Raw genomic sequence first — 25993 nt, 5'->3', positions numbered from 1 at the left:
AACTTACGCGTCATTTGCGCGTGCGCTGCACACATCAGTGAGTGCGTTGCACGCGACTAAAAAGGCGGCGGTTGCAAATCAAATATTCTTCGCAACTGCGCACGCCTCGACTAAAGAGAAACGCCCGGCTCAATGCCGGGCGTTTTGTTCTTGATGTCCGTCAAACGTCCCGCATAATCCGCAGTTAAAAAACGATCGCGTCAGAAACGTCCGAAGAGTCCAAGGGAAGGAATACGATATGGCACGTGTTGCATTGGTCACGGGTGGTACGCGGGGCATCGGTGCTGCGATCAGCAAGGCGCTGAAGGCGGCCGGCTACAAGGTTGCGGCGAGCTATGCCGGCAATGATGCTGCAGCGGAGAAGTTCAAGGCCGAGACCGGCATCGCGGTCTACAAATGGGACGTCAGCAGTTTCGATGCCTGCGCCGAGGGCGTGAAGAAGGTCGAGGCCGAGGTCGGCCCGATCGACGTGCTCGTCAACAACGCCGGCATCACCAAGGACGGCGCCTTCCACAAGATGAGCCTCGAGCAATGGAACGCCGTGATCGGCACCAATCTCGGCTCGCTGTTCAACATGTCGCGCCAGGTGATCGAAGGCATGCGCGGGCGCAAGTTCGGCCGCATCATCAACATCTCCTCGATCAACGGACAGAAGGGCCAGTTCGGCCAGGTGAACTATTCTGCGGCGAAAGCCGGCGAGATCGGCTTCACCAAGGCCTTGGCGCTGGAGAACGCCAAGGGCGGCGTCACCGTGAACGCGATTTGCCCCGGCTACATCAACACCGAGATGGTGCAGGCGGTGCCGAAGGACGTGCTGGAAAAGGCGATCCTGCCGCTGATCCCGATCGGCCGTCTCGGCGAGCCCGAGGAGATCGCACGCGCCGTCGTGTTCCTCGCCGCCGATGAGGCCGGCGCCATCACCGGCTCGACGCTGACCGTCAACGGCGGCCAGTACATGGTGTGATGCGTCGGCATCACGCGGACTGATATTGGCAACATCGCCATGCCCGGGCTTGTCCCGGGCATTTGTCCATGCACTGTCATTTCCGGGGCGCCGCGACAGCGGCGAACCCGGAATCTCGAGATTCCGGGTCCGGCGCGACGCGCCATCCCGGAATGACGAGGCCTTTCACAATGATTCCCCGCACCGCGACGCTGATCGGATTGACCGCGATCCTGATGTGGTCGCTGCTCTCAGTGATGACGGTGGCGACCGGAAAGATCCCGGCATTCCAGCTCGCCGCGATGACATTCGCGATCGGCGGTCTCGTCGGCCTGCTCACCTGGATCGGCCGCCGCGAGGCGGCGAACAGCCTGCGCCAGCCGCTCGTCGTCTGGGTCGTCGGCGTTGGCGGCTTGTTCGGCTATCACGCGCTCTATTTCCTCGCGCTGCGCTTCGCGCCGCCGGCTGAAGCCGGCCTCTTGAACTATCTCTGGCCGCTGCTGATCGTGCTGTTCTCGTCCTTCCTGCCGGGCGAGCGGCTGTTCCTGCATCACATCATCGGCGCCGTGCTCGGTCTCGTCGGCACCGTGCTGCTGTTTGCCGGCAATAGCAGCGGCTTTGCGTCGGGAGCGGTGCCGGGACTGGTCGCGGCTTTCATCGCCGCTTTCGTTTGGGCGAGTTATTCGGTGCTGTCGCGACGATTGAAGACGGTGCCGACCGATGCGGTCGCCGGATTCTGCCTTGCGACCGCGGCGCTCGCCGCGCTGATGCATGCCGCGCTCGAGACCACCGTCTGGCCGGAGACCACGCTGCAATGGCTTTCCGTGGTCGCGCTCGGCATCGGTCCCGTCGGTGCTGCCTTCTACGCCTGGGACATCGGCATGAAGCGCGGTGACATCCGCGTGCTCGGCGCCGCCTCCTACGCGACGCCGCTGCTCTCCACCGGCTTCCTCATCGCTGCGGGCTTTGCAAAGGCCAGCGCCAACATCGCCGTCGCCGCAATCCTGATCGCCGGCGGCGGCCTGATCGCGGCGAAGGACATGGTGCTGCGGAAGCGCTGATTGTCATTCCGGGGCGCGCGAAGCGCGAACCCGGTATCCATTTATCCGCGTCATTGGTGCCGAGATGGATTCTCTGATGCGCAACTGCGCATCATAGTTCGCCGGTTGCGCGGCGCCCCGGAATGACTGTGTGGAGCTACGGCTCCCAGCCCTGTGGCGCGAGCTCGAAGGTCGCGAACTCGAACGCGGGCGCGACGGTGCAGCCGACCAGGGTCCACTCGCCCGTCGTCTCCGCCATCTGCCAGGCATTTGCCGGCACGATCGCCTGCGGCCGCTGGCCGCTGACGAGGTCCGTGCCGAGCTGCACCTCGTGCTGGGAGCAGCCGCCGTCATGCGCGATGCGCAGCGTCAGCGGGCTGCCGGCGTAATAGTGCCAAGTCTCGACCGCATCGATGCGATGCCAATGCGAGCGCTCGCCGCGCGCGAGCAGGAAGTAGATCGAGGTTGAGCGCGAGCGTCCTTGCGCGTCGGTCGCCTGGTCGCGAAACGTCTCGCGGTAGTGCCCGCCTTCAGGATGCGGTCGGAGCTCGAGGCGGGCGATGATCTCGGCTGCGGTCGGCATCGGTCCCCGTCAGGACTTGTTCTTCAAGATTTGTTCTTGCGCTCGCGCAGCTCGCCGAACACCGCGGCGGCATCCGCGCCCTTCATGTGCAGCCTGGCGGCGACCGAGGGCTCGTCGGCGCGCAGGAACACGTTTGCACGCTTCTCGTCGCCGAGCAGTACGGGAATGGTCGGTTTGTTCTCGGCCCGCAGCTTGGCGACCTCCGCCGCGCGGGCCTGGAGCGCCGCATTGTCAGGGTCGACGGTCAGCGCGAATTTGACGTTGGATGCCGTGTATTCGTGGCCGCAATAGAGCTTGAAGTCGTCGGGCAGGGCCCGCAGCTTCAACAGCGAATCCCACATCATCGGATAGGTGCCTTCGAACACGCGGCCGCAGCCGATCGAGAACAGCGTGTCGGCGGCGAATACGGTCTTCTCATTGTCGAACACGTAGGAGACGTGGTCGAGCGTGTGGCCGGGCGTCTCCACGACGCGCGCCAGCAGGTTGCCGATCTTCACCACGTCGGCATTGGCGACGCGCAAATCGACGTTGGCAATCTTCGTGGTCTTGTCATGCGGCGCGACGACGCGGCAATTGAATTTCTGCTTGAGTTCGGCGACCCCGCCGACATGATCGCCGTGATGATGGGTGATCAGGATGTCGGTGAGTTGCCAGCCCTCGCGCTCCAACGCCTTGAGGATGGGACCTGCCTCCGGGGCATCGATCGACGCCGTCGCCTTGGTTTCCACATCGTGGATCAGATAACCGAAATTGTCGTTTAAACAGGTGAAAGTACGAATTTCGGCGGCCATGACATCTCCATCGGGCTCAGCCCCGCCAGACAAATATGGCGTTAACGTTGCGCAGGCAATGCAATATTCCGCGCGCGGCGGCGGCCTTACGCATGTTACATTGCCGTCATGACCATCGACGTCGTCGACCTCCGCGAGTTCTATTCCCGCCGCCTCGGGATCGTGGCGCGGCAAATGATCAATCGCGGCATCAGGCAGCGCTGGCCGGGCGCCGAGGGTCAGCGCGTGCTCGGCATCGGCTACCCCACGCCCTATCTCGGACTGTTCCGCGAGGATGCCGAGCGCTGCATCGCGTTCATGCCGGCGGCCCAGGGCGTCCTGAAATGGCCGACCGGGCGGCCCGCGCTGGCCTCGCTGGTCGACGAGTTCTCGCTGCCGCTTCCTGACGCCGCGGTCGACCGCATTCTGCTGGTCCACGCGCTGGAGATGTCGGACGATCCGGCTGCGCTGCTGCGCGAAGTATGGCGCGTGCTGGCGCCGTCCGGTCGCGTCATCGCGGTGATCCCGAATCGGCGTGGGGTATGGACGCGCACCGACAGCACGCCGTTCGGCCATGGCCGGCCCTATTCGCGCTCGCAGATCACCGAGCTGCTGCGCCAGACCTGGTTCACGCCGACGGCCTGGGGCGAGGCGCTGTTCATGCCGCCTTACGCCGGCGGCTGGGTATTGAAATCGGCGCAGATGTGGGAGCGCGCCGGTGCGGCGCTGTCACTGCCCTTTGCGGGCGTGCACATCGTCGAAGCCACCAAGCAGGTCTACCGCGCCATCCCCGCCAAGCGCGAGCGGGCACGGCTGATTCCCTCGTTGGCGAAGCCCGTGCTGGTGCCGTCCTCGACGACGGTGACACGGAGCTGAGCCATCGGCGTTGCCGCGAAGACGGAGCGCTCCCTCTCCCGCTTGCGGGAGAGGGGTGGGGAGAGGGTGCCTCCGCAGAGAGATTCGCCAAGAGGAGAGAGCCCTCACCCGGCGCTTCGCGCCGACCTCTCCCGCAAGCGGGAGAGGTGCAACTCAGCCAACGCGCATCGCCAAAAACAAATCGTCCCGGCGTGGCCGGGACGATGCAGTTCACGAAATCGGAAGAAGCTTACTCGCCGGTCGCGAGATCGTCGCTGGACGCGACCGGGGCGGCTTCGCGCTCGGGGCGCGGGCCATGCGGCCGGCGGCGCCGCCGCGGATAGCGCTCGCCACCGCCGCCACCACCCTCGAAGCCGCCCTGGCCGCCATTCGCGCCGACATTCACTTGCGGCTGCGCGCCGGTGATGAAGGAGGGCAGGCGATCGACGCTGCCGGCATCGGAGATGACGGGCTGCGGCTGATTCTGCGGCTGCGGCTGATATTGCGGTTGCGGACGATGCTCGCGTTCGCGGTGCTCGCGCGGCTGCTGCTGATCGCGCTGATAGGGCTGCTGGTTGTCGCGCGGCTGATGATCGCGCTGATGGTGATCACGCTGGCCATCGCGGTCGCGCATGAAAGGCTGCTGCGGCGGCTGCGGGACGAAGCCCGGCTCCTGGCCGAAGGCCGAGAAATTCTCGCCATCGTCCTCGCTGTCGTCGCTGCTGGCGATGGGCTCGTCACCGCGCGGCTGCTGCTGGTTCTGGCGGAACTGCTCCTGGGCGGCCGCAATCAGGCGGAAATAATGCTCGGCATGCTGGTAGTAGTTCTCGGCCGCAACGGGATCGCCGGAGGAGCGCGCATCGCGCGCCAGCTGAAGATATTTTTCAGCGATGTGCGAAGCCGTGCCGCGGATCTTGATGTCGGGCCCGTTGGACTCGAAGACCCGGGTCATCGGGTTCTGGCCGCGCCGGTTGTTGTTGTTATTGTTGTTGCGGTTGCGCATCCGCTGCTTGTTCTGACCGTTTCTCATGTCCTGCCTTTAATTCCAGCCCTAAAGGTTGCACGCATTACTGATTGCTCGGAGTGACCTGGTGACAGCGGTTCACGATTCTCGCACGCACCGCGTGCAAGAGCAGCCTGAACCCTGCCGATGTTCGTCGACCGTCGCGTTCAACAAAGACGCGTTCCCCACCCGCCAGCATTCATTGCCAGCGAACCCATTCATATCGCCTGCCGAAACAGGCCCAGCTTTCTTGCGTAAGTCTTCAAGCGCAATAGGCTTTCGTTCACGTTGCGGTCGGAGAGCAGCGCAGCTCCACTGGCCATCGCGCTCAACAGGACCTGCGGCTTGGAACCTATAATAAGTAAAGCTCTCGCCCGAGAGCCCGGCTTTCGCCCGTAGGTCTACGGGGCCGGCACCGATGTGTTGACCGAAACGTAGTCGTTCCCACGCGATATTCCAAGAGGTTTTTACAGGCCAATCCGGCTTTTATGGGGGCATTTTTCGGGCCGAAACGGCCCGCGGAATGCCCGCCAGATCGGCCTTGGGTGGCCTGTCCGGCACTAACGCGGCAGCCGCCATCAAGGTTTCAATATTTCGGGCCTGGCCCTGTCCGGCCTCGACGATCAGCGCGCCCCCGGGGGCGAGGCGTTCGCTCGCCTGCGGGATCAGGGCGCGATAGGCGTCGTATCCGTCATTGCCACCGTCGAGTGCCAGATGCGGATCGTGCTCGCGCACCTCGATGCTCAATTTCGGGATTTCGGCCGAGGGAATATAGGGCGGGTTCGACACGATGAGATCGAACGGGCCCGAGAGCGCCGCCGCATAGGAGCAGGCGACGAAGGCGGCGCGGTCGGCGAGGCCGAGAGCCCTGGCATTGTCCCTGGCCGTGACGAGCGCGGTCAGGCTGAGGTCGGTGCCGACGCCGAAGGCATCAGGAATTTCGTGCAGCAGCGCAAGCAGGATCGCGCCGGATCCGGTGCCGACGTCGGCGATGCGGGGTGGATGAGATGCCTTCTGCTCGCGAAGGATTTCGAGTGCGAGCTCGACCACGGTCTCGGTATCGGGACGCGGGACCAGGGTCGCTTCGGACAGGCGAAATGGCAGCCCCCAGAATTCGCGTGTGCCGAGAATGCGCGCCACCGGCTCGCCGGCGATGCGACGCTGTAGGTGCTGTGCGAGCCGCGACGCCTCGGCTTCCGTGAGGGGGCGGGCGGCCTGCGCGATCAGGCCAGTGAGGTCGAGGCCGAGTGCCGCGCCAAGCAGGATGCGGGCATCGAGCTCGGCTTCGTCGAGCTGGGCCGATCTCAATTGCGTGGCCAGCGTGCGCCGCACGCTCTCGATCGATCGTCCGGTGAAGGGATTGCTCACGCGTCAGGCCGCCGCGCCCTGCGCGGCGAGCTGCGCGGCCTGGTGCTCTGTGGTCAGCGCGTCGATCAGCTCGCCGAGTGCTTCCCCTGCGATCACCTGCGGCAGCTTGTAGAGCGTCAGATTGATGCGATGGTCGGTCACGCGCCCTTGCGGGAAGTTATAGGTGCGGATGCGCTCGCTGCGGTCGCCGGAGCCGACCTTCTCCTTGCGCTCGGCCGAACGCGCGGCATCGACGCGCTGGCGCTCGGCATCGTAGATGCGCGAGCGCAGGATGTTCATGGCGGAGGCGCGGTTCTTGTGCTGCGAGCGGCTGTCCTGCATCATCACCACGATCCCGGTCGGGATGTGGGTGATGCGGATCGCCGATTCGGTCTTGTTGACGTGCTGGCCGCCGGCGCCCTGCGCGCGCATGGTCTCGATGCGCAGATCCTCGTTCTTGATGTCGACGTCGACATCCTCGACCTCCGGCAGCACCGCGACCGTCGCCGCGGAGGTGTGGATGCGCCCTTGCGTCTCCGTATCGGGCACGCGCTGTACCCGGTGCACGCCGGATTCGAACTTCAGCTTGGAGAACGCGCCGCGGCCCTGCACCTCGGCGATGATCTCCTTGTAGCCGCCGACGGTGCCTTCGCTGGCCGAGATCACCTCGACCTTCCAGCCCTGAAGGCCGGCGAAGCGCTCGTACATCCGGAACAGATCGCCGGCAAACAGCGAAGCTTCGTCGCCGCCGGTGCCGGCGCGGATTTCCAGCACCACGTTGCGGTCGTCCATGGCGTCCTTGGGCAGCAGCGCGACGCGGATCTTCTGGACCAGCTCCTCGATCCTGGCCGTTAGCTCGTCGCGCTCGGCTTCCGCCATGCCGCGCATCTCGGCATCGGTCGCGGGATCGGCGATCAGGGCTTCGGTATCGGCGAGCTCCCTGACCGCGGAACGATAGGTCTTCACCGCCTCGATCAGCGGCGTGATCTCGGCGAGCTCGCGCGTGATCTGCACATAACGGTCGGAGGCGAGTTGGCCCAGCGATTCGGCCTCGAGTGAGGCGTGATGCGCGAGCAGGACGTCCAGTTTGGCTTCGGGGAGTGACGACATCGGTACAGTCTCAAATGGGCGGACGGAGGCGAGGAGAGCGGAAGCGGCGCCAGGCTCGCTACAACGCCAGGCCTTCGGCCTCGGCAAATTCCGTCAGCTTCTGCCGGATCGCGACGCTGCCCGCAGGCGCGTCCAGCAACGGGCCAAGCATCGCCTCGGCCTTTTTTGCGTCGAGGTCGAGCACCATCGCCTTGACCGGGCCGAGGGCGGTGGCCGAGAGCGACAGCGAGCGATAGCCCAGTGCGATCAGCGCCAGCGCGCCGATCGGCTTGGAGGCCATTTCGCCGCAGAGCGACAGCGACTTCTTCGCCGCATGGGACTTGCGTGCAATGTCGCGCAGCGCGCGCAGGATCGGCGCCGACATCGTGTCGAAGCGCTCGGAGACTTTTGCGTTGCCGCGGTCGACCGCGAATAGGAACTGGAACAGATCGTTGGAGCCGACCGAGATGAAGTCGACCTTCTTCAGCAGCTCGTCGAGCTGGTAGAGCAGGGCCGGCACCTCGACCATGGTGCCGATGTCGATTCTTTCAGGCAGCGTGTGGCCGTGCTGGCGCAAATATGTGAGCTCGCGCTCGACCAGCGCCTTGGCCGAATCGAATTCGGCGACCTCCGAGATCATCGGGAACATGATGCGCAGTGCGCGGCCGCCGCCGGCACGCAACAGCGCGCGGATCTGGCCGCGCAACAGGCCGGGACGATCGAGCCCGAGCCGGATCGCGCGCCAGCCGAGCGCGGGATTCTCCTCGATCACCGCCTCCATGTAGGGCAGCGCCTTGTCGCCGCCGATGTCGAGGGTGCGGAAGGTGACGGGCTTGCTGCCGGCCGCATCCAGCACGGTGCGATAGAGCGCGAGCTGGTCGCTGGTGCGCGGCAGGCTCTGGCCGACCATGAATTGCAATTCGGTGCGGAACAGGCCGATGCCGGCGCTGCCGGTGTCGTCGATATGCGGCAGGTCGATGGCCAACCCAGCGTTGATCATCAGTTCGACCTTCTGGCCGTCCTTGGTAACGCAAGGCCGATCGCGCAGCGCCAGATACTGCGCCTGGCGGCGGGCGCGGAAGCGCACGCGCTCGGCGAAGGCGGCCTCGATTTCCTGCGAGGGGCGCACATAGATCGAGCCCGACGTGCCGTCGACGATGATGGCGTCACCGGGATCGGCGATGCCAGGCGCGTTCGGGACTTCGCCGACCGCAGGGATTCCGAGCGCGCGCGCCACGATCGAAACGTGGGAATTTGCGGTGCCTTCCTCCAGCACGATGCCGCGCAGGCGCTTGCGGTCGTAGTCGAGCAGCGCCGCCGGGCCCATCGCACGGGCGATGACAATGGCGTTGTCGGGCAATTGCTCGCGTGAAGGCGCGTGGTCCTGGCCGACCAGCTGCCGCATCAGGCGGTAGCCGAGATCTTCCAGGTCGTGCAGGCGGTCGCGTAGATACGGATCGGTCGAGCGCAGCATGCGCGCGCGGGTGTCGGACTGCACGCGCTCGACGGCGGCTTCCGCGGTGAGGCCGGTGGCGACCGCTTCGTGCAGCTTGTGCGACCAGCCCTGGTCGTTGGCGAACATGCGGTAGGCTTCCAGCACGTCGCGGTGCTCGCCGCCGTCGGCGACGTCGCCGCGCTCCAGCATGCGGTCGAGATCGGCGCGCAGCTTGGCGAGCGCGGTGTCGAGCCGCTTGATTTCCTTCGGCAGGTCCTCGGCGATGTAGTCCTTGATGACCACGCGCGGCTCGTGCAGCACGACATGGCCGAGCGCGATGCCTTCCGACAGGATGGCGCCGACCTTCTGCGCGGAATGACGCGCGGCAGGCTCCTGGCCGGGCTGGGCAAGCGCGGACAGCTCGCCGGAGGCAATCAGCTCCGCCAGCACCATGGCGGTGGTCTGGAGCGCCTCGAGCTCCTCCTCGACATAGTTCCGCTTGGCGCGGTTCTGCACCACCAGCACGCCGAGCGTGTTGCCGGCCCGCAGGATCGGCACGCCGAGGAAGGAGTGGTAGATTTCTTCGCCGGTCTCGGGGCGGAACGAGAAGGCCGGGTGGCTCTGCGCATCGCTTAAGTTGAGCGGCGTCGCCTCGCTGGCGACGAGGCCGACCAGGCCCTCATGGGCGCTGAGCACGGTGTGGTGCACCGCCTCGCGGTTGAGACCCTCGGTGGCGTAGAGTTCCAGCGTGTTGTCGATGCGCAGCACATAAACCGAGCACACCTCGGCCACCATGTTGGCGGCAATCAGCACCACGATCTTGTCCAGCCGCTCCTGGGCTGAGACCTGCTCCGCCATGGTTTCGCGGAGCCGTCTCAACAAGACGCGGGGACCTCCCGACGCGCTCCGCATGTACCGTCAATCTCCTCCGTCTGCCGGGCCCCGAAGGGCCGTCGGTGGCTCGCCCGGAAATCCAGAAAAACAACAAGCTTGCTCGTCCGGCGCCGGCCCTGGTGGTTGCCAGAGCCGAATCGGCATCGCCTCAACTGGGGCACAGTATCTGGCAGCCCACCCTGTCCGCCTATAGCGAATTGGGGCTTGTTTTGCCAAGCAAAACGCCTGCCAAACGCGAATGTGTGGACACCTTCGCGTTTGCTGCGACCGCTAACAGAAAATTCGTCTAAGTCTGATCGAGGCCGTAGAGCGTGTGTAGGGTGCGCACTGCAAGCTCGGTATAGGCGGTGTCGATCAAAACCGAGAATTTGATCTCGGAGGTTGTAATGGCCCGGATGTTGATATTCCGTCCGGCGAGGGCCGAGAACGCCTGGGCGGCGACGCCGGCATGGCTGCGCATGCCACTGCCGATCACCGAAATCTTGGCGACGTCGGTGGCGGTATCGAGCCGGGCATAGCCGATCTTGGCCTTGGCGGCGGTAATCGTGTCCTTGGCGCGGGTGTAGTCGGCGGCCGGCACCGTGAAGGTGAGGTCGGTGGTCTTGCCGTCCTCCGAGACGTTCTGCACGATCATGTCGACGTTGATGTTGGCATCCGCCAGCGGGCCGAAGATCGAGGCCGCCACGCCCGGCTTGTCCTCGACCTGGCGCACCGAAATCTGGGCCTCGTCCTTGGAGAAGGCGATACCAGTGACGACGTGGCTTTCCATGATCTCCTCCTCGCTGCAGATCAGCGTGCCGGGCGGCTGGTTGGCATGCGGGTCGATATCCTCGGGCTTGTCGAAGCTCGAGCGGACGAAGATCGGCATGTTGTGGACCATGCCGAGTTCCACCGAGCGGACCTGGAGCACTTTGGCGCCCTGGGAGGCCAGTTCCAGCATGTCTTCGAACGCGATCTTATCAAGCCTCTTGGCCTTCGGCACGATTCGCGGATCGGTGGTGTAGACACCGTCGACATCGGTGTAGATATCGCAGCGGTCCGCCTTGACGGCGGCGGCGATCGCCACGGCCGAGGTGTCGGAGCCGCCACGGCCGAGCGTGGTGATGCGACCGGTCTCGGGGTTGATGCCCTGGAAGCCAGCGATGACCGCGACCTCCTTGCGTTCCCTAAAGCGCTTGATGATCTCGCTGCCGTCGATGTCCTCGATCCGGGCCGAGGCATGGGCGTCGCTGGTCTTGATCGGGATCTGCCAGCCCTGCCATGAGCGGGCCTGGATGCCCATGCCCTGCAGCACGATGGCAAGCAGGCCGGACGTCACCTGTTCGCCGGAGGCAACGACGGCGTCGTACTCGCGCGCATCGTGCAGGGGCGAGGCCTCGGTGCACCACGCCACCAGCTCGTTGGTCTTGCCGGACATCGCCGAGACGACCACGGCCACTTCATGGCCGGCGTCGACCTCACGCTTCACGTGGCGCGCGACGTTGCGGATACGTTCGATGTTGGCGACGGACGTGCCGCCGAATTTCATCACGAGGCGGCTCATGACGACGCGTGCATTCCCTCATAAGGATCAGTATGGTGACCGCACCGGACGGGTGCCTCGCGGATACCGACCGCGCGTATACAGAGCGGCGGGGCCGGGGGCAAGCGGGTTCCTGCGGGGGCAGGGTGCGGGGGTAGTGGGTTAACCGAGGCCATGGCGCGTTATATCGACGAGATCCTGCAACCGGGCGAGCGGGTGCTGTATTCGACCAATGCGCACTGGATCTTCTATTTTCCGGCCATCGTGGCCTGGATCGTAACGTTGGCCCTGCTGATCCTGTCGCGGCAGGCAACCGCCGACGGGCTCGTTTTGCTTTGCCTTACAGCCGCGGGTCTCGTGGCTCTGGCGGCCCTGTATTGGACCATCAAGGGCTGGTTCCATCGCTTCACCACCGAAACCGACGTCACCAACCTCCGGGTCGTGCACAAGACCGGGTTCATCAAGCGCCGCACCTTCGAGATGGCGCTGGACAAGGTCGAGAGCGTCGACGTCGACCAGACCATTCTTGGACGGATTCTCAACTACGGCGACGTGACGATTCGCGGCGTCGGCGAGGGAATCGAGACGATCAAGACCATCGCCTCGCCGCTCGCCTTCCGTAGTTCGATCACCACGCGGTAGGACCGCGCGTAACCATGAGCATGCAGCAAAATACTTCCGCAACCATCCCGCCGGGTTCGACCGTCGACGCCGCCGAGATCGCGAAATTCTCAAAACTCTCGGCGGAGTGGTGGGACCCCAGGGGCAAGATGGCGCCGCTGCACCGGATCAATCCGCTGCGGCTTGGCTACATCCGTGACGCCGCCTGCCGCAAGTTCGAGCGCAATGTGCGCAGCCTCAACTGCCTCGGCGGCCTGCGCGTGCTCGATATCGGCTGCGGCGCCGGCCTGCTGTGCGAGCCGCTGTCGCGCTTGGGGGCGCAGGTCATCGGCATCGATCCTTCGGCGAGCAACATCGCCGCCGCGAAGCTGCACGCCGACAAGAGCCATCTCGCGATCGACTACCGCTGCACCATCGTGGAAGAGATCGATCCGCGTGAGCGCTTCGACATCGTGCTGGCGATGGAAGTGATTGAGCACGTCACCGACGTCGGCGTCTTCCTGAAGCGCTGCGCGGCGATGCTGAAGCCGAACGGTCTGATGGTGGTCTCGACGCTGAACCGGAACTGGAAGAGCTTCGCGCTCGCCATCGTCGGCGCCGAATACGTCCTGCGCTGGTTGCCGCGCGGCACCCACGAGTGGAACAAGTTCGTCACTCCCGATGAGCTCACAAAATACCTGCTCGACAACCGCCTCGTCATCACCGAGCAGACCGGCGTCGTCTACAGCCCCTTCGCCGACAAATGGACCCTCTCCTCCGACATGGACGTGAACTACATGGTCGTGGCGGAAGGGATGGTGTGAGGCCGCGCGTAAGCGGCTCGCTGCATCCACAACTCCAATGTCGTCCCGGCGAAGGCCGGGACCCATAACCCCAGGGAAGAGTTGCGGCGCGAGGCCGGTAACCACGAGTCTTCGCCAAATCCAATCCTGTGGCTATGGGTCCCGGCCTTCGCCCTAGGGCATGCACATATCTGGTGCGGCGGATTGACTCGGATCGGCCTGGGAGGATTCCAGAATCAGAGTTCTGTGTGATTCGTATTGCGGCACTCCATGATTTGGACGGGGTGCCGCGATGTTGTCACGGATTGACTGGACGCTGGGCCGGTTCGGGGATCGTCGTCTCGATAAAGGGGGGCGGCGTTCGTCGAACGCATGGTTGTGGGCAAAACTGTCTGCCTTCGGCAGCTCTCCAGGGGGAACCGCGCGCTGGAAGTGCGGTTCAACCGCTTTCTTGGCCATGACAAGGTGACGGTGGAGCGGATCATCGAAAGCTGGAGCGAAAGCACGGTCGCTGCGGTAGAGGGCCGCCACGTGCTGGCCATCCAGGACACCAGCGAGATCCACTTCAACACCACACCGCAACGCCGGCGCGGGCTCGGAGAAATCGGCAAAGGCAATAACCACGGCGTGCTGCTGCATCCGCTGCTGGCTGTGGATGCCGATGACGGCAACTGTCTTGGACTTTTGAGCGGGCAGATATGGACGCGCACAGGTCGCCGCACGACCTCGCACGACGATCGGGAGTTATCGGACAAGGAATCGCAGCGCTGGATATCCACTGCCATGGCGGCCAAGCCGCTCCTCACCAAGGCCACAGCGGTGACGGTGCTGGGTGACCGCGAGAGCGATATTTTTGCCCTTTATGCCAGCTCGGCCGAGCAACACTTCCACGTCATCGCGCGCAGCATGCATGATCGCAAGCTTGCCGACCGCAGCGGCTTGTATGAGGTCAGCGATGCCATGGCCGCGGTGGATCGGCGTGCGATCCAATTGCCTGCGCGCGCCGCGCGGCCCGCCCGCCTGGCTCACCTCGAACTTCGCTTTGGCGCAATCGAGCTCGCCCGCCCACAGAGTAAGTTCCTGCGCCATCTGCCGGAAAGCTTGCCATTGGCGGTGGTCGATGTGCGCGAGATCAATGCCGAAACCGGGGTAGAGCCGCTGCACTGGCGGCTTCTCACCTCTCACGAGGTTACCGGCATCGAGGACGCCTGGCGCATCGTCCAATGGTACAAGCAACGCTGGATCATCGAGCAGTTCTTCCGCATCCTGAAGACACAAGGCTTCAAGCTCGAAGACAGCCAGATCGGAACCGCCGATCGCCTTCTCAAGCTGGTCGCGATTGCCGCTAAGGCGGCCGTCATCACAATCCAACTTCTGCAGGCCCGCAATGGCAGTCGCCAACCCATTCTCGCTGCCTTCGACAACGGCCAAATTAACGTGCTCACCGCCCTCAACCGTCAACTCGAAGCCGGGAGCAAGCGATTAAAGAACCCACATCCGCCCGATAGCCTCGCTTGGGCCGCCTGGATCATTGGTCGCCTCGGCGGCTGGGACGGCTACCCATCGTCCAAGCCGCCGGGCCCGATCACCTTCAAGAACGGCCTCGAATACTTCCACGCCGTCGCAGCAGGATGGAGCCTCAGAGATATGTGCATGCCCTAGGGCCTTCGCCGGGACGACAGCGAGTTTGTCGCGAGAGCATCGCTCCTATGACGCGCGCATGATTGACCTGTTGCCGCGTCCCCGGCAGTTTGCACCAACACTCCCGTAGCCCCCCATCCCCCCATGTTCACCATAGCCAGCCTCTGGATTCCCTTCACGATCATTGCCGCGCTCGGGCAAGTCGCGCGCAATGCGATGCAGCGGTCGCTGACGAAGCCGCTGGGGACCTGGGGCGCGACCAACATCCGCTTCCTGTTCGGCTTCCCGTTCTCGCTGCTGTTTCTCGCGGTGGTGCTGGTCGCCACCGGCGATCATGTCGGCATGCCGCCGATCGTGTTCTGGCCGTGGCTCTTGCTCGGCGCACTCAGCCAGATCGTCGCCACCGGGCTGATGCTGCTCGCCATGAATGACCGCTCCTTCGTGGTGACGACGGCCTACCTCAAGACCGAAGCGATCCAGACCGCGATCTTCGGCTTCGTGTTCCTCGGCGATCACCTGACCTGGCTGAAGGTGCTGGCGATCGTGATCGCGACCGTCGGCGTTGTCATCACTGCGCTGCGGCCCGGCGGCGAGAAGAGCTTTGCGGAATTGAAGCCGACCATCACGGGGCTCGTCGCCGCGGCGGCCTTCGCGCTCTCCGCGGTCGGCTTTCGCGGCGCCATCATCACGGTTCCGGGCGTGTCGTTCGTGACAGCCTCGTCGTTCACGCTGGTGCTCGGCCTGTTCGTGCAGACGCTGGTGCTGACGATCTATCTGCTCTGGCGCGCGCCAGACGTGTTGCGGGGAATCCTCGGATTGTGGCGGCCGTCGATGCTCGCGGGCTTCACGGGCGCCTTCGCCTCGCAATTCTGGTTCCTGGCGTTCGCGCTCACGGCCGCCGCCAATGTCCGCACGCTCGCTTTGATCGAGGTGCTGTTCGCGCAAGCCGTGGCTTATTACTCGTTCAAGCAGCCGATCGCGCCGCGCGAGCTTGCAGGCATCGCGTTGATCGTGGTCGGCGTGGCTGTGCTGGTAGGGGTTTAGTTCCGGTCTTCCGGCAGCACCGGCAGCGGTGACACCTCGATGCCTTCGTCGATCAGCGACTTGGCTTCGTCGGGCGAGGCCTCGCCATAGATCGGACGGTGCTCCTTGTCGCCGTAGTGCATGGCGCGGGCTTCGTTGGCGAAGCGCTCGCCGACATTGTCGGCATTCTTGACGATGTGGTCGCGCAGCTCCTTGAGCTTCGTGCGCAGCTCTTTCTCCTGCGCCATCAGCAGCGAGGTCGGTCCTGACGGCGCAGCCTCGGGCGCAGGCGTGGCGCTCGCCGTGGCCTCCGCTGGCGGCGTAGCGCGGCCGCGCCCCTTCTTGCCGACAATGCGCGGGGCCATGATCGCCTTGTCGACCTTGGCCGAGCCGCAGATCGGGCAGGTCACGAGCTTGCGCTTCACCTGTGAATCGTACGCGGACGAACTCTGAAACCAGCTTTCGAAAGCGTGGTTCCGGTCGCAGTGCAGTGCGTAGCGGATCATGCCGATCCCCGTACGAGATGCAGATGGTCCGGCCCGGCTTTGGCATCGGCGACGCCGAAGCGGCGGCCGTGCTGGAGCGAGGGAATCGCCCGGCGCGCCGTCTCGACCTTGGCCGGGTCGATCTTGGCCATGATGACGCCGGGCTCGACGCCGCCCTCGGCGAGGATCTCGCCCCAGGGGTCGATGATCAGGGAGTGGCCGTAGGTCTCGCGCTTGTTCTCGTGCAGGCCGGCCTGCGCCGCGGCGAAGATGAAGCAGCCGGTCTCGATCGCGCGCGAACGCAGCAGCACGTGCCAATGCGCTTCCCCGGTCTTGCGGGTGAAGGCCGAGGGCACGGTGATGAAGGACGCGCCGCTCTCGGCGAGCGCGCGGTAGAGCGCGGGGAAACGGACATCGTAGCAGATCGTCAGACCGACGCGGCCCCAGGGCAGGTCGGAGATCACGGCGGTCTCGCCCGGCTGGTAATTGGCGGATTCGCGATAGCTCTCGCCGTCCGGCAGCTCGATGTCGAACATGTGGATCTTGTCGTAGCTCGCGAGCACGTTGCCCTCGGGCCCGATCAGGAAGGAGCGATTGACCGCCTTCTCAGGCGAGAATCGGAGCGCGAGCGAGCCGACATGAATATGGATTCCGAGTTCCGCTGCGAGGGCCCGATATGCCTTCAGAGAGGTGTCGTCTTCTTCGCTCTGAAGATGCTCGAACAATGCCTTGCGGTTCAGCTGCATCATGTTGCTGACTTCGGGCGTCTGCACGTAGTCCGCGCCGTCCGCAGCCGCCTGCCGGATCAGCTTGGTAGCCTGCTCAAGGCTCGGCCCGGGCATTAGGCCGGTGCGCATCTGCACCATGGCGGCGGTGAAGGTCCGATCCTCGCTCATGAGACGGCCTTGATACTGTCGAGCATGCCGTCGAGCTTGCCTTCGCGGTCGAGCGCGTAGAGCTCGTCGCAGCCTCCGACATGGGTTCCACCGATCCAGATCTGCGGGAATGTCGAGCCTTCGCCGGCGCGGCCGTACATGTCCTGGCGCCAGGACGGGTTCTTGGCAATGTCGAACTCGGTGAAGGTCGCCTTCTTGCGGCTCAACAGCGACTTGGCGGCGGAACAATAGCCGCAGCCCGGCCTCGTGTAGATCTCGATGGCAGCAGTCATCTCGTCTGGCGCTCTCATGTCATGAATTCGTTGAATTATATGGGACTTTACCGGGTCTCCACAACCCGGGCAAAGACCAGCACGTCGACCTGGGCGGCCTTGGCGCGCAGCAGAGCCCGCGCGCAGGCGTCCAACGTGGCGCCCGATGTCAAGACATCGTCGACCAGGACGATGCGGCGGCCCTGAATCTCGGGCTGACGGTCGGGGGATACCTGGAACGCGCCCTGCACATTGGTGGCGCGCTGGGCCCGCGACAGGCCGATCTGTTGCTCGGTGGCGCGCACCCGCCGCAATACCTCGCCCCGGACCTCGACGCCGCTCTGCCGCGCGATGATCCGCGCCAGCGCCCCGGACTGGTTGTAGCGGCGCCGCCAGGCCCGCCGCCAATGCAGGGGAACGGGGATCAGCATGTCTGCGCCAGAGAGCAGCTCGCCGCCGGCGCGCGCCATCCAGCGGCCCATGGCGGGCGCCAAATCGGTGCGGTCCTGGTATTTCAGCGCATGCACCAGCGTGCGCGCGACGTCGTCATAACGCACCGCCGCTCGCGCGCGCTGGTAGGCCGGCGGGCTCGCGATCGCCTCCATCGACAGCATGTCGGGACCGGGGTCATACACAAAGGGAATGCCGAGCCGCGGGCAATAAGGTCGTTCAATGAACGACAGCCGCGCCCAGCAGGAAGCGCAAACGCCCTCGCCGTCGACCGGCTCATGGCAGGACACACACTGCGTCGGCAGTGCGATGTCGAGGGCAAGCCGCGCCGCGCGCGACAGCGCCTGGCGGCCAGCCGTCCAGGCAGCACGCAGAGGGGCGGCGATGGATCGGGCGGGGGCGGGTTCGGCGGCCATGAGGGAAGGCTAGCGTTCCGTGCTTATCCGCTCAAGCAGCACTCTCATGCCCCGGACGCAGCGGAGCGTCACTGCGTGCCGCACCGCGTCCGGGACACCAGAGGGGAGATTGCCAGAACGACTTGGATCGGCGTAACCAGCGGCATGGCTCAAGCTCCGCAATCCCCTCCCGCCCTGTTCGATCGCGCTTTGTTGCACGCGCGGCAGGGTCGCGCGCAGGCGCAAGGTCCGGTGGCCTTCCTGCTCGATCGTGTCGCCGAGGACATGTCCGACCGGCTGGCCGCGGTGATGCGGGAATTCCAGGCACCGGCCGATCTTTGGACGCCCGGTGAAGGGCTCGCAGGACTGCGCACGAGGCTACCGGCCATCGAGCACATCGCGCTCGATGCCGCGGGTTCGGAGAAGCTTCCCTTTGCACCCGAAAGTCTCGACCTCATCGTCTCGGCTTTGGCGCTGCAATTCGTCAACGACTTGCCGGGTGTGCTCGCGCAGGTGCGCCGCGCCTTGAAGCCGGACGGGTTGCTGCTCGCCGCCATGATCGGCGGCGACAGCCTGACCGAGCTGCGTCAGGCGTTTGCGGCCGCCGAAGCCGAATGCGAAGGCGGCGTGTCGCCGCGCGTCGCGCCGTTCGCGGACTTGCGCGATATCGGCGCGCTGTTGCAGCGGGCGGGCTTTGCGCTGCCGGTCACCGACGTCGACCGGGTCGTGGTGCGTTATGCCAATGCGTTTGCGCTGATGCAGGATCTCCGCCGCATGGGTGCGGCCAATGTGCTGATCGAGCGGCGGCGCGTGCCGAGCCGTCGCGCGACGCTGCTGCGGATGGCCGAGATCTATGCCGAGCGCTTCGCCGATGCCGACGGCCGCATCCGTGCGACGTTCGATATCATCTGGCTCTCCGGCTGGGCCCCGCATGCGAGCCAGCAGCAGCCGCTCAAGCCGGGGTCGGCGAAAGCGAGCCTGGCCGAGGCGGTGAAGAAGGCGGGGAAAGAGTGACGTGTGTCCCGGACGCAGCGCAGCGTCCGGGACACTGCTCACATCAACAAATCAATCAAATGCGGGATCAGCGGGATGTCCGCGGGCGGCATCGGGTAGTCGCGCAGTTTGTTGGCGCGGACCCAGGCGAGGTTTTGGCCTTCGCGCGCCGTGACCTGCCCCTCCCAGCGCCGGCAGATGTAGAGCGGCATCAACAGGTGGAAGGTCTCGTAGCCGTAGCTCGCAAAGGTCAGCGGGGCCAGGCACGGCTCGGCGACCGTGATGCCGAGCTCCTCGTGGAGCTCGCGAATCAGGCTCTGCTCGGGCCGCTCGCCCAGCTCGAGCTTGCCGCCCGGGAATTCCCAGAGGCCGGCCAGCGCCTTGCCCTCGGGGCGTTGCGCGATCAGGACGCGCTTGTCGGCGTCGATCAGCGCGCAGGCCACCACCAATGTGAGCTTGAGATCGGCCATGCTGCCTTACGACCTGTAATCCCCGTTGATCGCGACATATTCCTTGGTGAGGTCGCAGGTCATGACGCGGTCGCGGCCCTTGCCGAGGCCGAGCGCGACCTTGATCGCGATCTCCGGCGCCTTCATCGCCTCCGACACCTGGGCTTCGTCATAGGACGGATCGCGCGCGCCGCTCTTGGCGACGCGGATACCGTTGAAGGAGATCGAGAGCTTGTCACGATCGGCCGGCTCGCCGGCCTTGCCGACCGCCATCACCACGCGGCCCCAATTGGCGTCCTCGCCGGCGATCGCGGTCTTGACCAGCGGCGAGTTGGCGATCGACATCGCGATCTTGCGCGCCGAAGCCTTGGTCTTGGCGCCCTCGACGGTGATCTCGACCAGCTTGCGCGCGCCTTCGCCGTCGCGGGCCACCTGCTCGGACAAATTGGCGAGCACCTGGTTGAATGCCTTGACGAAGGCCTTCAGGCGCGGGTCGCTGGCGCGGCTGATCTTTGGCGCACCATGCGCGGCGGCGGCGCCCGTTGCGAAGGCGAGCAGCGTGTCCGAGGTCGAGGTATCGCCATCGATCGTCACGGCGTTGAAGGTGTCCTCGACGCCGCTCTTGAGCAGGGCTTGCAGCGCGGCGGGCGCGATCGGCGCGTCGGTGAAGATGAAGGACAGCATGGTCGCCATATCGGGCGCAATCATGCCGGCGCCCTTGGCCATGCCGTTGATGGTGACCTTGGCCTTGCCGAGCTTCACGGTCGCGGTCGCGACCTTCGGGAAGGTGTCGGTGGTCATGATTGCCTTGGCCGCGGCGAGATAATCGCCGGGCTCAGCGGTCTCAGCGAGACGGCCCAGCACGCCGTCGAACTTGGTCGCGTCCAGCGGCTCGCCGATCACGCCGGTCGAGGCGAGGAAGATCTCACTCTCGCTGCACCCAACAGCCTTGGCCGCGATCTTCGCGGTCAGTGCCGTGGATGCGCGGCCGGTCTTGCCGGTGAAGGCGTTGGCGTTGCCGGAATTGACGACGAGGGCGCGGGCCTTGCCGCCCTTCAATTTGGCGCGGCACCATTCGACCGGCGCGGACGGGCATTTCGACTTGGTGAAGACGCCGGCCACGGCCGTGCCCTTGTCCATCACCGCCAGCAGCACGTCGGTGCGGTTCTTGTAGCGGATGCCGGCCTCGGCGGTCGCAAGACGGACGCCCGCGATCACGGGCATATCGGGAACGTGTTTCGGGGCGAGGGGAGAGACGGAGGAGGACATCGCGGGCTTCCGATAACGGGGCGGGAGGCGCTTCCTATCATCTCACTCGGCGGATTGGGAGAGGCGCGCCGCATACACAGTGTCGTCCTGGCGAAGGCCAGGACCCATACGCCGCAGCAAGTATCGGTTTGCGCGATGGCGATTGCCTTCGTGAACAATTGATGACGGTGGTAATGGGTCCTGGCTTTCGCCAGGACGACCGTTGTATTTGCCGCGCCTGTCCACACCAAAAACGCAAATGGCCGGGACATGCCCGGCCATCGCGACGTCGAAAATGTCTTCGGCTTACTTCTTCGCAGGCGGCGCCATCTTGCTGTCGGACGGCTTGGCCGCATCGGCCGGCTTGGCGTCCTTTGCCGCATCCGCCGGCTGGTCCAGCCGCTCGACCTTGGCTTCGGCGCGGAGCTTGGCGACATACTCGGCCTGGGCCTTGCGGGTGACGTAGTTCTCGATCTGGGCCTTGACCTGCTCGAAGTCCGGCGCCTTGCGGTTACGCTTTTCCTCGACCTTGATGACGTGCCAGCCGAACTGCGACTTCACGGGGTCGGAGATCTTGCCCGGCTCGAGCGCGAAGGCGACGGCTGAGAATTCCGGCACCATCTGCTCCTTGGTGAAGAAGCCGAGGTCGCCGCCATCGGCGGAGCCCGGATCCTTGGACTTCTTCTTGGCGAGATCGGCGAAATCGGCGCCCTTGTCGAGCTCGGCCTTCACCGCCTTGGCCTCGTCCTCGGTCTCGACCAGGATGTGGCGGGCGCGCACCTCCTGCTCGCCGGTGATCTGCTTGGAGGCCTCCTCATAGACCTTCTTCATGGCGTCGGGGGTGGTGGCGGCCTTGCCCTCGCCCGCGAGCAGGCTGTCCATCAGGAGGCGGTTGCGGGCGAACGCCAGGCGCTTCTTGAACTCCTCGCTGTCGGCGACCTTCTTGTCCTCGGCAGCCTTGCTGACGATCTTCATGTCGATCAGGAACGACAGGACGTTCTCGTCCTTGGTCGCCGGGTCCATCTGGGCGAGGCTCGGTCCGAGTTCTTCCTCGGCCATGGCGACGTCGCTCTTCTTGATTTCCGCGCCATTGACCTTCGCCAGCACCGGATCGTCGGCGGCGCGGAGCGGCCCGGCGAACGCCAGGGACAGCGCCAGAGCGAGGCAGCCGGCCAGAGCGGACGCATGGCGGAAACGCTGGCCGGTGGTTACCGGGAACGAGGTGGTCATGGAAAATCCTTATGTTGAAGCAGGGGGCTGCTCGAGCGGGGCGGACACTCGCCCAATCAGGGGGGCTTGGCAACGCGAAAAGTCTGTCAAAATGATGAATTAGCCGCAATGCGGCCGCCGTTGACAAGGCTAGGGGCCGGCCATATCTCTGGCCCGGTCGCGTCCATGGCGATGGCGTTTATTTTGCTGCGTTTTTGGCCGTTGAACCCAGACTTGCTCAATTCCCACCCATATGGCGGACGACCCCCGCAGTCCGGGCTGAAGGCGCCATCGGCGTCACGGTGAGTTGAATAGGCAGGCGGGTGACAACTTCTTGGCTGCAACGCGGTTAAATCGCGAACACAGGAACTAGGCATGATCGGCGCGCTCGCCCGCAAGTTTTTCGGCTCCGCCAACGACCGGCGGGTGAAGGGATATCAGTCCCGCGTCAACGCGATCAACGCGCTGGAGCCCGAAGTCTCGAAACTCTCCGACGAGGCGCTCAAGGCCCGCACCGCCGAGTTCAAGAAGCAGATCGCCGAAGGCAAGACCCTCGACGACCTCCTGGTGCCCGCCTTCGCCACGGTGCGCGAGGCGGCCAAGCGCACGCTCGGCCAACGCCATTTCGACGTCCAGCTGATCGGCGGCATGGTGCTGCACGAGGGCGACATCGCCGAGATGAAGACCGGCGAAGGCAAAACGCTGGTCGCAACGCTCGCGGTCTACCTCAACGCGCTCGCCGGCAAGGGCGTCCACGTCGTCACCGTCAACGACTATCTCGCCCGCCGCGACTCCGGCTGGATGGGTCAGATCTACGGCTTCCTCGGCATGACCACCGGCGTGATCGTGCACGGCCTCGACGATGCCGAGCGCAAGGCGGCCTATGCCTGCGACATCACCTACGGCACCAACAACGAATACGGCTTCGATTATTTGCGTGACAACATGAAGTACCGGCTCGAGGACATGGTCCAGCGGCCGCACTTCTTCGCCATCGTCGACGAAGTCGACTCCATCCTGATCGACGAAGCGCGCACGCCGCTGATCATCTCCGGTCCGCTCGACGACCGCTCCGACTTCTACAACACCATCGACAGCTTCCTGCCCAAGCTCGACAAGACCGATTACGAGGTCGACGAGAAGCAGCGCACGGTGACGCTGACCGAAGCCGGCATGGAGAAGATCGAGACCCTGCTGCGCGATGCCGGCCAGCTCAAGGGCGAGTCGCTCTACGACGTCGAGAACGTCTCCGTCGTGCACCACATCAACCAGGCGCTGCGCGCCCACACGCTGTTCACGCGCGACAAGGACTACATCGTCCGCGACAACGAGGTCGTCATCATCGACGAGTTCACCGGCCGCATGATGCCGGGCCGCCGCTATTCGGAAGGCCTGCACCAGGCCCTGGAGGCCAAGGAGCACGTCCAGGTCCAGCCCGAGAACCAGACGCTGGCCTCGATCACCTTCCAGAACTACTTCCGCATGTACGAGAAGCTTGCGGGCATGACCGGCACGGCCGCGACCGAAGCGGACGAATTGTTCGACATCTACAAGCTCGAGGTCGTGGAGATTCCGACCAACCTGCCGATCGCGCGTCTCGACGAGGACGACGAGGTCTACCGCACCCAGCAGGAAAAATACGGCGCGATCCTCGCCGAGATCGAGCGTGCCAATTCGCGGCTCCAGCCGGTGCTGGTCGGTACGGCGTCGATCGAAAAGTCGGAAGTGCTCGCCGAATTCCTCAAGAAGAACGGCTACAAGCAGATCGACTTCGGCAAGGACAATGCGCTCGACAAGCTCTATGCCGCGGCCCGCGCCGGCAAGCCGGCAAAGCTGTTCGCGGTGCTGAACGCGCGCTTCCACGAGCAGGAAGCCTATATCGTCGCCGAAGCCGGCGTGCCCGGCGCAATCACGATCGCGACCAACATGGCCGGCCGCGGCACCGACATCAAGCTCGGCGGCTCGCTGGAGATGCGCATCCAGCAGGAGACCACCGGCATCGAGGACGAGGCCGAGAAGGCCAAGAAGATCGAGCAGATCAAGGCCGACATCGCGCATTTCCGCGACATCGTGCTGAAGGCCGAGGAGACCGTCGAGATCGAGCCGGCGAAGGGGAGCAAGCCCGCCAAGACCGTGAACAAGCCCGGCGGCCTCTACATCATCGGCTCCGAGCGGCATGAATCCCGCCGCATTGACAATCAGCTGCGCGGCCGTTCCGGCCGTCAGGGCGACCCCGGCCGGTCGAAGTTCTTCCTATCGCTCGAAGACGACCTGATGCGCATCTTCGGCTCGGACCGTCTCGACAGCATGCTCCAGCGTCTCGGCCTGCAAGAGGGCGAGGCAATCATCCATCCCTGGATCAACAAGGCGCTCGAGAAGGCGCAGCAGAAGGTCGAGGCGCGCAACTTCGACATCCGCAAGAACCTCCTCAAGTTCGACAACGTCCAGAACGACCAGCGCAAGGTGATCTTCGATCAGCGCGTCGAGTTGATGAGGGACGAGAGCGTCGCCGAGACCATCGCCGACATGCGCCACGCCTTCATCGACGATCTCGTCGCCAAGCACGTGCCCGAGCACGCCTATGCCGAGCAGTGGGACGTCGCCGGGCTGAAGGATGAATTGAAGCGTGTGCTCGATCTCGACCTGCCGGTCGACGAATGGGCTAAGGAAGAGGGCATCGCCGACGAGGAGCTGCTGACCCGCATCGAGACCAAAGCCGACGAGCACATGGCGGCCAAGGTCGCGCAATGGGGTCCCGACGTGATGCGTTACGTCGAGAAGACCATTCTCTTGCAGACGCTCGATCATCTCTGGCGCGAGCATCTGATCATGCTGGATCATCTGCGCCAGGTCATCGGCCTGCGCGGTTACGGCCAGCGCGATCCGTTGCAGGAGTACAAGACCGAGGCCTTCAACCTCTTCCAGGAGATGAGCGCGCATCTGCGCGAGGCCGTGACGGCGCAGCTGATGCGGGTCGAGATCGTCCCGCCAGAGCAGGAAGCTCCCATCCTGCCGGCGATGGAGGCGCACAAGTTCGACCCGAACACCGGCGAAGACGAGATGGCGCTCGCCAGCGTCACGCTCGGCGCCCAGGCCACCGACGCCGCCCTTCGCGATCCCAAGAACCCGGCCAGCTGGGGCAAGGTCGGCCGCAACGAGGACTGCCCGTGCGGCTCGGGCAAGAAGTTCAAGCACTGCCACGGCAAGTATGCGTAAGGCTTGAATGTATTTGTGAGGCGCGACGTCAGCGCCTCACTCCCCGCCGTCGTCGCCCGGTTTGACCGGGCGACCCAGTACGCCGCAGCCCCTCGGCTCAATCACAGCTTTCTCTGGAATACTGGATCGCCCGATTAAATCGGGCGATGACAGTTGAGTGCGTCGCGCTCAGCTCTCACCCCACCGTCGTCCTGGCGAAAGCCAGGACCCATTACCACAGGGGGAAGTCGCGGCGCGACGCCGGCAACCGCGAGTCTTCGCCAAACCAAATGCGGTGGTAATGGGTCCTGGATCAGCGCTCGGCTCTGCTCGCTTGTCCAGGACGACGTGCTTTGAGAAGCCGAACTTACTCACCCCTCAATTCGAGCTGTCGATCAAGCTCTCCAAGAGCCGCTTTAATTCGCTGGTCGACTTGTCGCCGTAGCTCTCCAGGATGTGCTCCTCCTGGTCCACCGCGAGCGAGTTGAGCTTCTTGCTCAGCACCTTGCCGCGGTCGGAGATGAACATCAGCACCTTGCGGCGGTCGTTGGGGTCCTGCACGCGGTAGACCAACGTGTCCGAGACCATGCGGTCGATCATCTTGGTCAATGTCGGATGGTTGAGCAGCACGGCATCAGCAAGCTCGCCCATCGAATGGCCGTTGCCATCCGACAGCACTTTCAAGATGCGCCATTGCTCGACCGGCACGCCCTCCTTGCTCAACCGCAGTTCGAGCTGCCGGTTGATTTCGCGGTTGGCTTGCGCGAGCAGGTAGGCGAGGTGTTCGGTGATCGGGGAGTTTTCTTTCGACGGTTTTGCCACGGCTAAGACTTCGTCTTGACCCAAATGAGTGAATGTCTTGCAATCAATGCTG

General features: G+C 64.9%; 25 protein-coding genes. 10 read left to right on the top strand and 15 right to left on the bottom strand.

The features are described from left to right. Positions 1 to 238: 238 nt before the first annotated feature. Complete coding sequence (phbB, locus tag ACR9YP_RS03545) at positions 239 to 964, top strand: acetoacetyl-CoA reductase (protein ID WP_091893769.1); 726 nt, start codon at positions 239 to 241, stop codon at positions 962 to 964. A gap of 170 nt (positions 965 to 1134) precedes the next feature. Next, complete coding sequence (gene yddG / locus ACR9YP_RS03540) at positions 1135 to 2004, top strand: aromatic amino acid exporter YddG (RefSeq protein ID WP_438104004.1); 870 nt, start codon at positions 1135 to 1137, stop codon at positions 2002 to 2004. Between the two features lie 136 nt (positions 2005 to 2140). Here yddG and ACR9YP_RS03535 read toward each other — a convergent pair whose 3' ends face one another. After that, entirely contained in the window at positions 2141 to 2566 is a 426-nt protein-coding gene (locus ACR9YP_RS03535; RefSeq protein WP_438104006.1) for a cupin domain-containing protein, read from the bottom strand. A 23-nt stretch (positions 2567 to 2589) separates the two neighbouring features. Then, entirely contained in the window at positions 2590 to 3357 is a 768-nt protein-coding gene (gloB, locus tag ACR9YP_RS03530; RefSeq protein ID WP_370990106.1) for a hydroxyacylglutathione hydrolase, read from the bottom strand. A gap of 108 nt (positions 3358 to 3465) precedes the next feature. Here gloB and ACR9YP_RS03525 point away from each other — a divergent pair, with 108 nt between their 5' ends. After that, positions 3466 to 4212 carry a class I SAM-dependent methyltransferase gene (locus ACR9YP_RS03525; protein WP_091893760.1) on the top strand — a complete coding sequence of 249 codons (747 nt, stop codon included), beginning with the start codon at positions 3466 to 3468 and terminating at the stop codon, positions 4210 to 4212. Between the two features lie 229 nt (positions 4213 to 4441). Here ACR9YP_RS03525 and ACR9YP_RS03520 read toward each other — a convergent pair whose 3' ends face one another. From ACR9YP_RS03520 to ptsP, 4 genes are all read right to left on the bottom strand, one after another. After that, positions 4442 to 5221, bottom strand: coding sequence for a DUF4167 domain-containing protein (locus ACR9YP_RS03520; RefSeq protein WP_128930263.1), 780 nt, complete (start codon positions 5219 to 5221; stop codon positions 4442 to 4444). Between the two features lie 459 nt (positions 5222 to 5680). Then, positions 5681 to 6562, bottom strand: coding sequence for a peptide chain release factor N(5)-glutamine methyltransferase (gene prmC, locus ACR9YP_RS03515; protein WP_438104010.1), 882 nt, complete (start codon positions 6560 to 6562; stop codon positions 5681 to 5683). A 3-nt stretch (positions 6563 to 6565) separates the two neighbouring features. Next, the gene (prfA, locus tag ACR9YP_RS03510; protein WP_438104012.1) at positions 6566 to 7651 is read right to left on the bottom strand and encodes a peptide chain release factor 1; all 1086 of its coding nucleotides are present in this window, start codon (positions 7649 to 7651) and stop codon (positions 6566 to 6568) included. Positions 7652 to 7709: 58 nt separating this feature from the next. Continuing rightward, positions 7710 to 9977 carry a phosphoenolpyruvate--protein phosphotransferase gene (gene ptsP / locus ACR9YP_RS03505; RefSeq protein ID WP_438104013.1) on the bottom strand — a complete coding sequence of 756 codons (2268 nt, stop codon included), beginning with the start codon at positions 9975 to 9977 and terminating at the stop codon, positions 7710 to 7712. Positions 9978 to 10021: 44 nt separating this feature from the next. Here ptsP and ACR9YP_RS03500 point away from each other — a divergent pair, with 44 nt between their 5' ends. Then, positions 10022 to 10249, top strand: a complete 228-nt coding sequence (locus tag ACR9YP_RS03500) for a hypothetical protein (protein WP_438104015.1) — start codon at positions 10022 to 10024, stop codon at positions 10247 to 10249. Here ACR9YP_RS03500 and ACR9YP_RS03495 read toward each other — a convergent pair. Beyond that, on the bottom strand, positions 10246 to 11502 hold the full coding sequence (locus ACR9YP_RS03495) for an aspartate kinase (RefSeq protein ID WP_438104016.1): 1257 nt from the start codon (positions 11500 to 11502) through the stop codon (positions 10246 to 10248). The genes ACR9YP_RS03500 and ACR9YP_RS03495 overlap by 4 nt on opposite strands. A gap of 153 nt (positions 11503 to 11655) precedes the next feature. On the opposite strand from ACR9YP_RS03495, the gene ACR9YP_RS03490 reads away from it, so the two are divergent. From ACR9YP_RS03490 to ACR9YP_RS03475, 4 genes are all read left to right on the top strand, one after another. Then, on the top strand, positions 11656 to 12123 hold the full coding sequence (locus ACR9YP_RS03490) for a PH domain-containing protein (RefSeq protein ID WP_370990102.1): 468 nt from the start codon (positions 11656 to 11658) through the stop codon (positions 12121 to 12123). 14 nt (positions 12124 to 12137) lie between these two features. After that, positions 12138 to 12905 (top strand): bifunctional 2-polyprenyl-6-hydroxyphenol methylase/3-demethylubiquinol 3-O-methyltransferase UbiG, encoded by a 768-nt coding sequence (ubiG, locus tag ACR9YP_RS03485; RefSeq protein ID WP_438104018.1) that lies wholly within the window; start codon positions 12138 to 12140, stop codon positions 12903 to 12905. Positions 12906 to 13256: 351 nt separating this feature from the next. After that, a complete protein-coding gene (locus ACR9YP_RS03480) occupies positions 13257 to 14546 on the top strand; it encodes an IS4 family transposase (protein WP_438103448.1) in 1290 nt (429 codons plus the stop codon). A gap of 123 nt (positions 14547 to 14669) precedes the next feature. Next, positions 14670 to 15569: an EamA family transporter gene (locus tag ACR9YP_RS03475; RefSeq protein WP_370990100.1), complete on the top strand. Its 900-nt coding sequence runs from the start codon at positions 14670 to 14672 to the stop codon at positions 15567 to 15569. On the opposite strand, the gene ACR9YP_RS03470 is transcribed toward ACR9YP_RS03475, so the two are convergent. Genes ACR9YP_RS03470 through ACR9YP_RS03455 form a run of 4 tightly spaced genes read right to left on the bottom strand, consistent with a single transcriptional unit; the run spans position 15566 to position 18046 of the window. Continuing rightward, complete coding sequence (locus ACR9YP_RS03470) at positions 15566 to 16054, bottom strand: DUF1178 family protein (protein ID WP_128930256.1); 489 nt, start codon at positions 16052 to 16054, stop codon at positions 15566 to 15568. The genes ACR9YP_RS03475 and ACR9YP_RS03470 overlap by 4 nt on opposite strands. Continuing rightward, positions 16051 to 16929, bottom strand: coding sequence for a carbon-nitrogen hydrolase family protein (locus tag ACR9YP_RS03465; RefSeq protein WP_091898954.1), 879 nt, complete (start codon positions 16927 to 16929; stop codon positions 16051 to 16053). Before ACR9YP_RS03465 ends, ACR9YP_RS03470 begins: the two co-directional genes overlap by 4 nt. Next, positions 16926 to 17201 carry a glutaredoxin 3 gene (grxC, locus tag ACR9YP_RS03460; protein ID WP_091898955.1) on the bottom strand — a complete coding sequence of 92 codons (276 nt, stop codon included), beginning with the start codon at positions 17199 to 17201 and terminating at the stop codon, positions 16926 to 16928. The genes ACR9YP_RS03465 and grxC overlap by 4 nt, the downstream gene beginning before the upstream one ends. Before the next feature lie 47 nt (positions 17202 to 17248). Continuing rightward, the gene (locus ACR9YP_RS03455; RefSeq protein ID WP_438104022.1) at positions 17249 to 18046 is read right to left on the bottom strand and encodes a ComF family protein; all 798 of its coding nucleotides are present in this window, start codon (positions 18044 to 18046) and stop codon (positions 17249 to 17251) included. A gap of 144 nt (positions 18047 to 18190) precedes the next feature. On the opposite strand from ACR9YP_RS03455, the gene ACR9YP_RS03450 reads away from it, so the two are divergent. Beyond that, positions 18191 to 19039: a methyltransferase domain-containing protein gene (locus tag ACR9YP_RS03450; protein WP_438104024.1), complete on the top strand. Its 849-nt coding sequence runs from the start codon at positions 18191 to 18193 to the stop codon at positions 19037 to 19039. Positions 19040 to 19077: 38 nt separating this feature from the next. Here the strand turns inward: ACR9YP_RS03450 and mutT are convergent, their stop codons facing one another. The 3 genes from mutT to ACR9YP_RS03435 form a co-directional block, all read right to left on the bottom strand. Continuing rightward, the gene (gene mutT / locus ACR9YP_RS03445) at positions 19078 to 19488 is read right to left on the bottom strand and encodes an 8-oxo-dGTP diphosphatase MutT (protein WP_438104026.1); all 411 of its coding nucleotides are present in this window, start codon (positions 19486 to 19488) and stop codon (positions 19078 to 19080) included. A 6-nt stretch (positions 19489 to 19494) separates the two neighbouring features. After that, a complete protein-coding gene (gene argJ, locus ACR9YP_RS03440; RefSeq protein ID WP_438104027.1) occupies positions 19495 to 20736 on the bottom strand; it encodes a bifunctional glutamate N-acetyltransferase/amino-acid acetyltransferase ArgJ in 1242 nt (413 codons plus the stop codon). Between the two features lie 285 nt (positions 20737 to 21021). Further along, positions 21022 to 21945, bottom strand: coding sequence for a peptidylprolyl isomerase (locus tag ACR9YP_RS03435; protein WP_130215850.1), 924 nt, complete (start codon positions 21943 to 21945; stop codon positions 21022 to 21024). Positions 21946 to 22299: 354 nt separating this feature from the next. Here ACR9YP_RS03435 and secA point away from each other — a divergent pair, with 354 nt between their 5' ends. Next, positions 22300 to 25140, top strand: a complete 2841-nt coding sequence (gene secA / locus ACR9YP_RS03430; RefSeq protein WP_438104029.1) for a preprotein translocase subunit SecA — start codon at positions 22300 to 22302, stop codon at positions 25138 to 25140. Between the two features lie 357 nt (positions 25141 to 25497). Here the strand turns inward: secA and ACR9YP_RS03425 are convergent, their stop codons facing one another. Then, positions 25498 to 25941 (bottom strand): MarR family winged helix-turn-helix transcriptional regulator, encoded by a 444-nt coding sequence (locus ACR9YP_RS03425; protein WP_128930249.1) that lies wholly within the window; start codon positions 25939 to 25941, stop codon positions 25498 to 25500. Positions 25942 to 25993: the final 52 nt, after the last annotated feature.

The sequence above is a fragment of the Bradyrhizobium sp. BR14999 genome, assembly GCF_056106085.1.
Note: the sequence above shows the minus strand (reverse complement) of the source record. Positions and strands in the feature narration are given on the sequence as shown.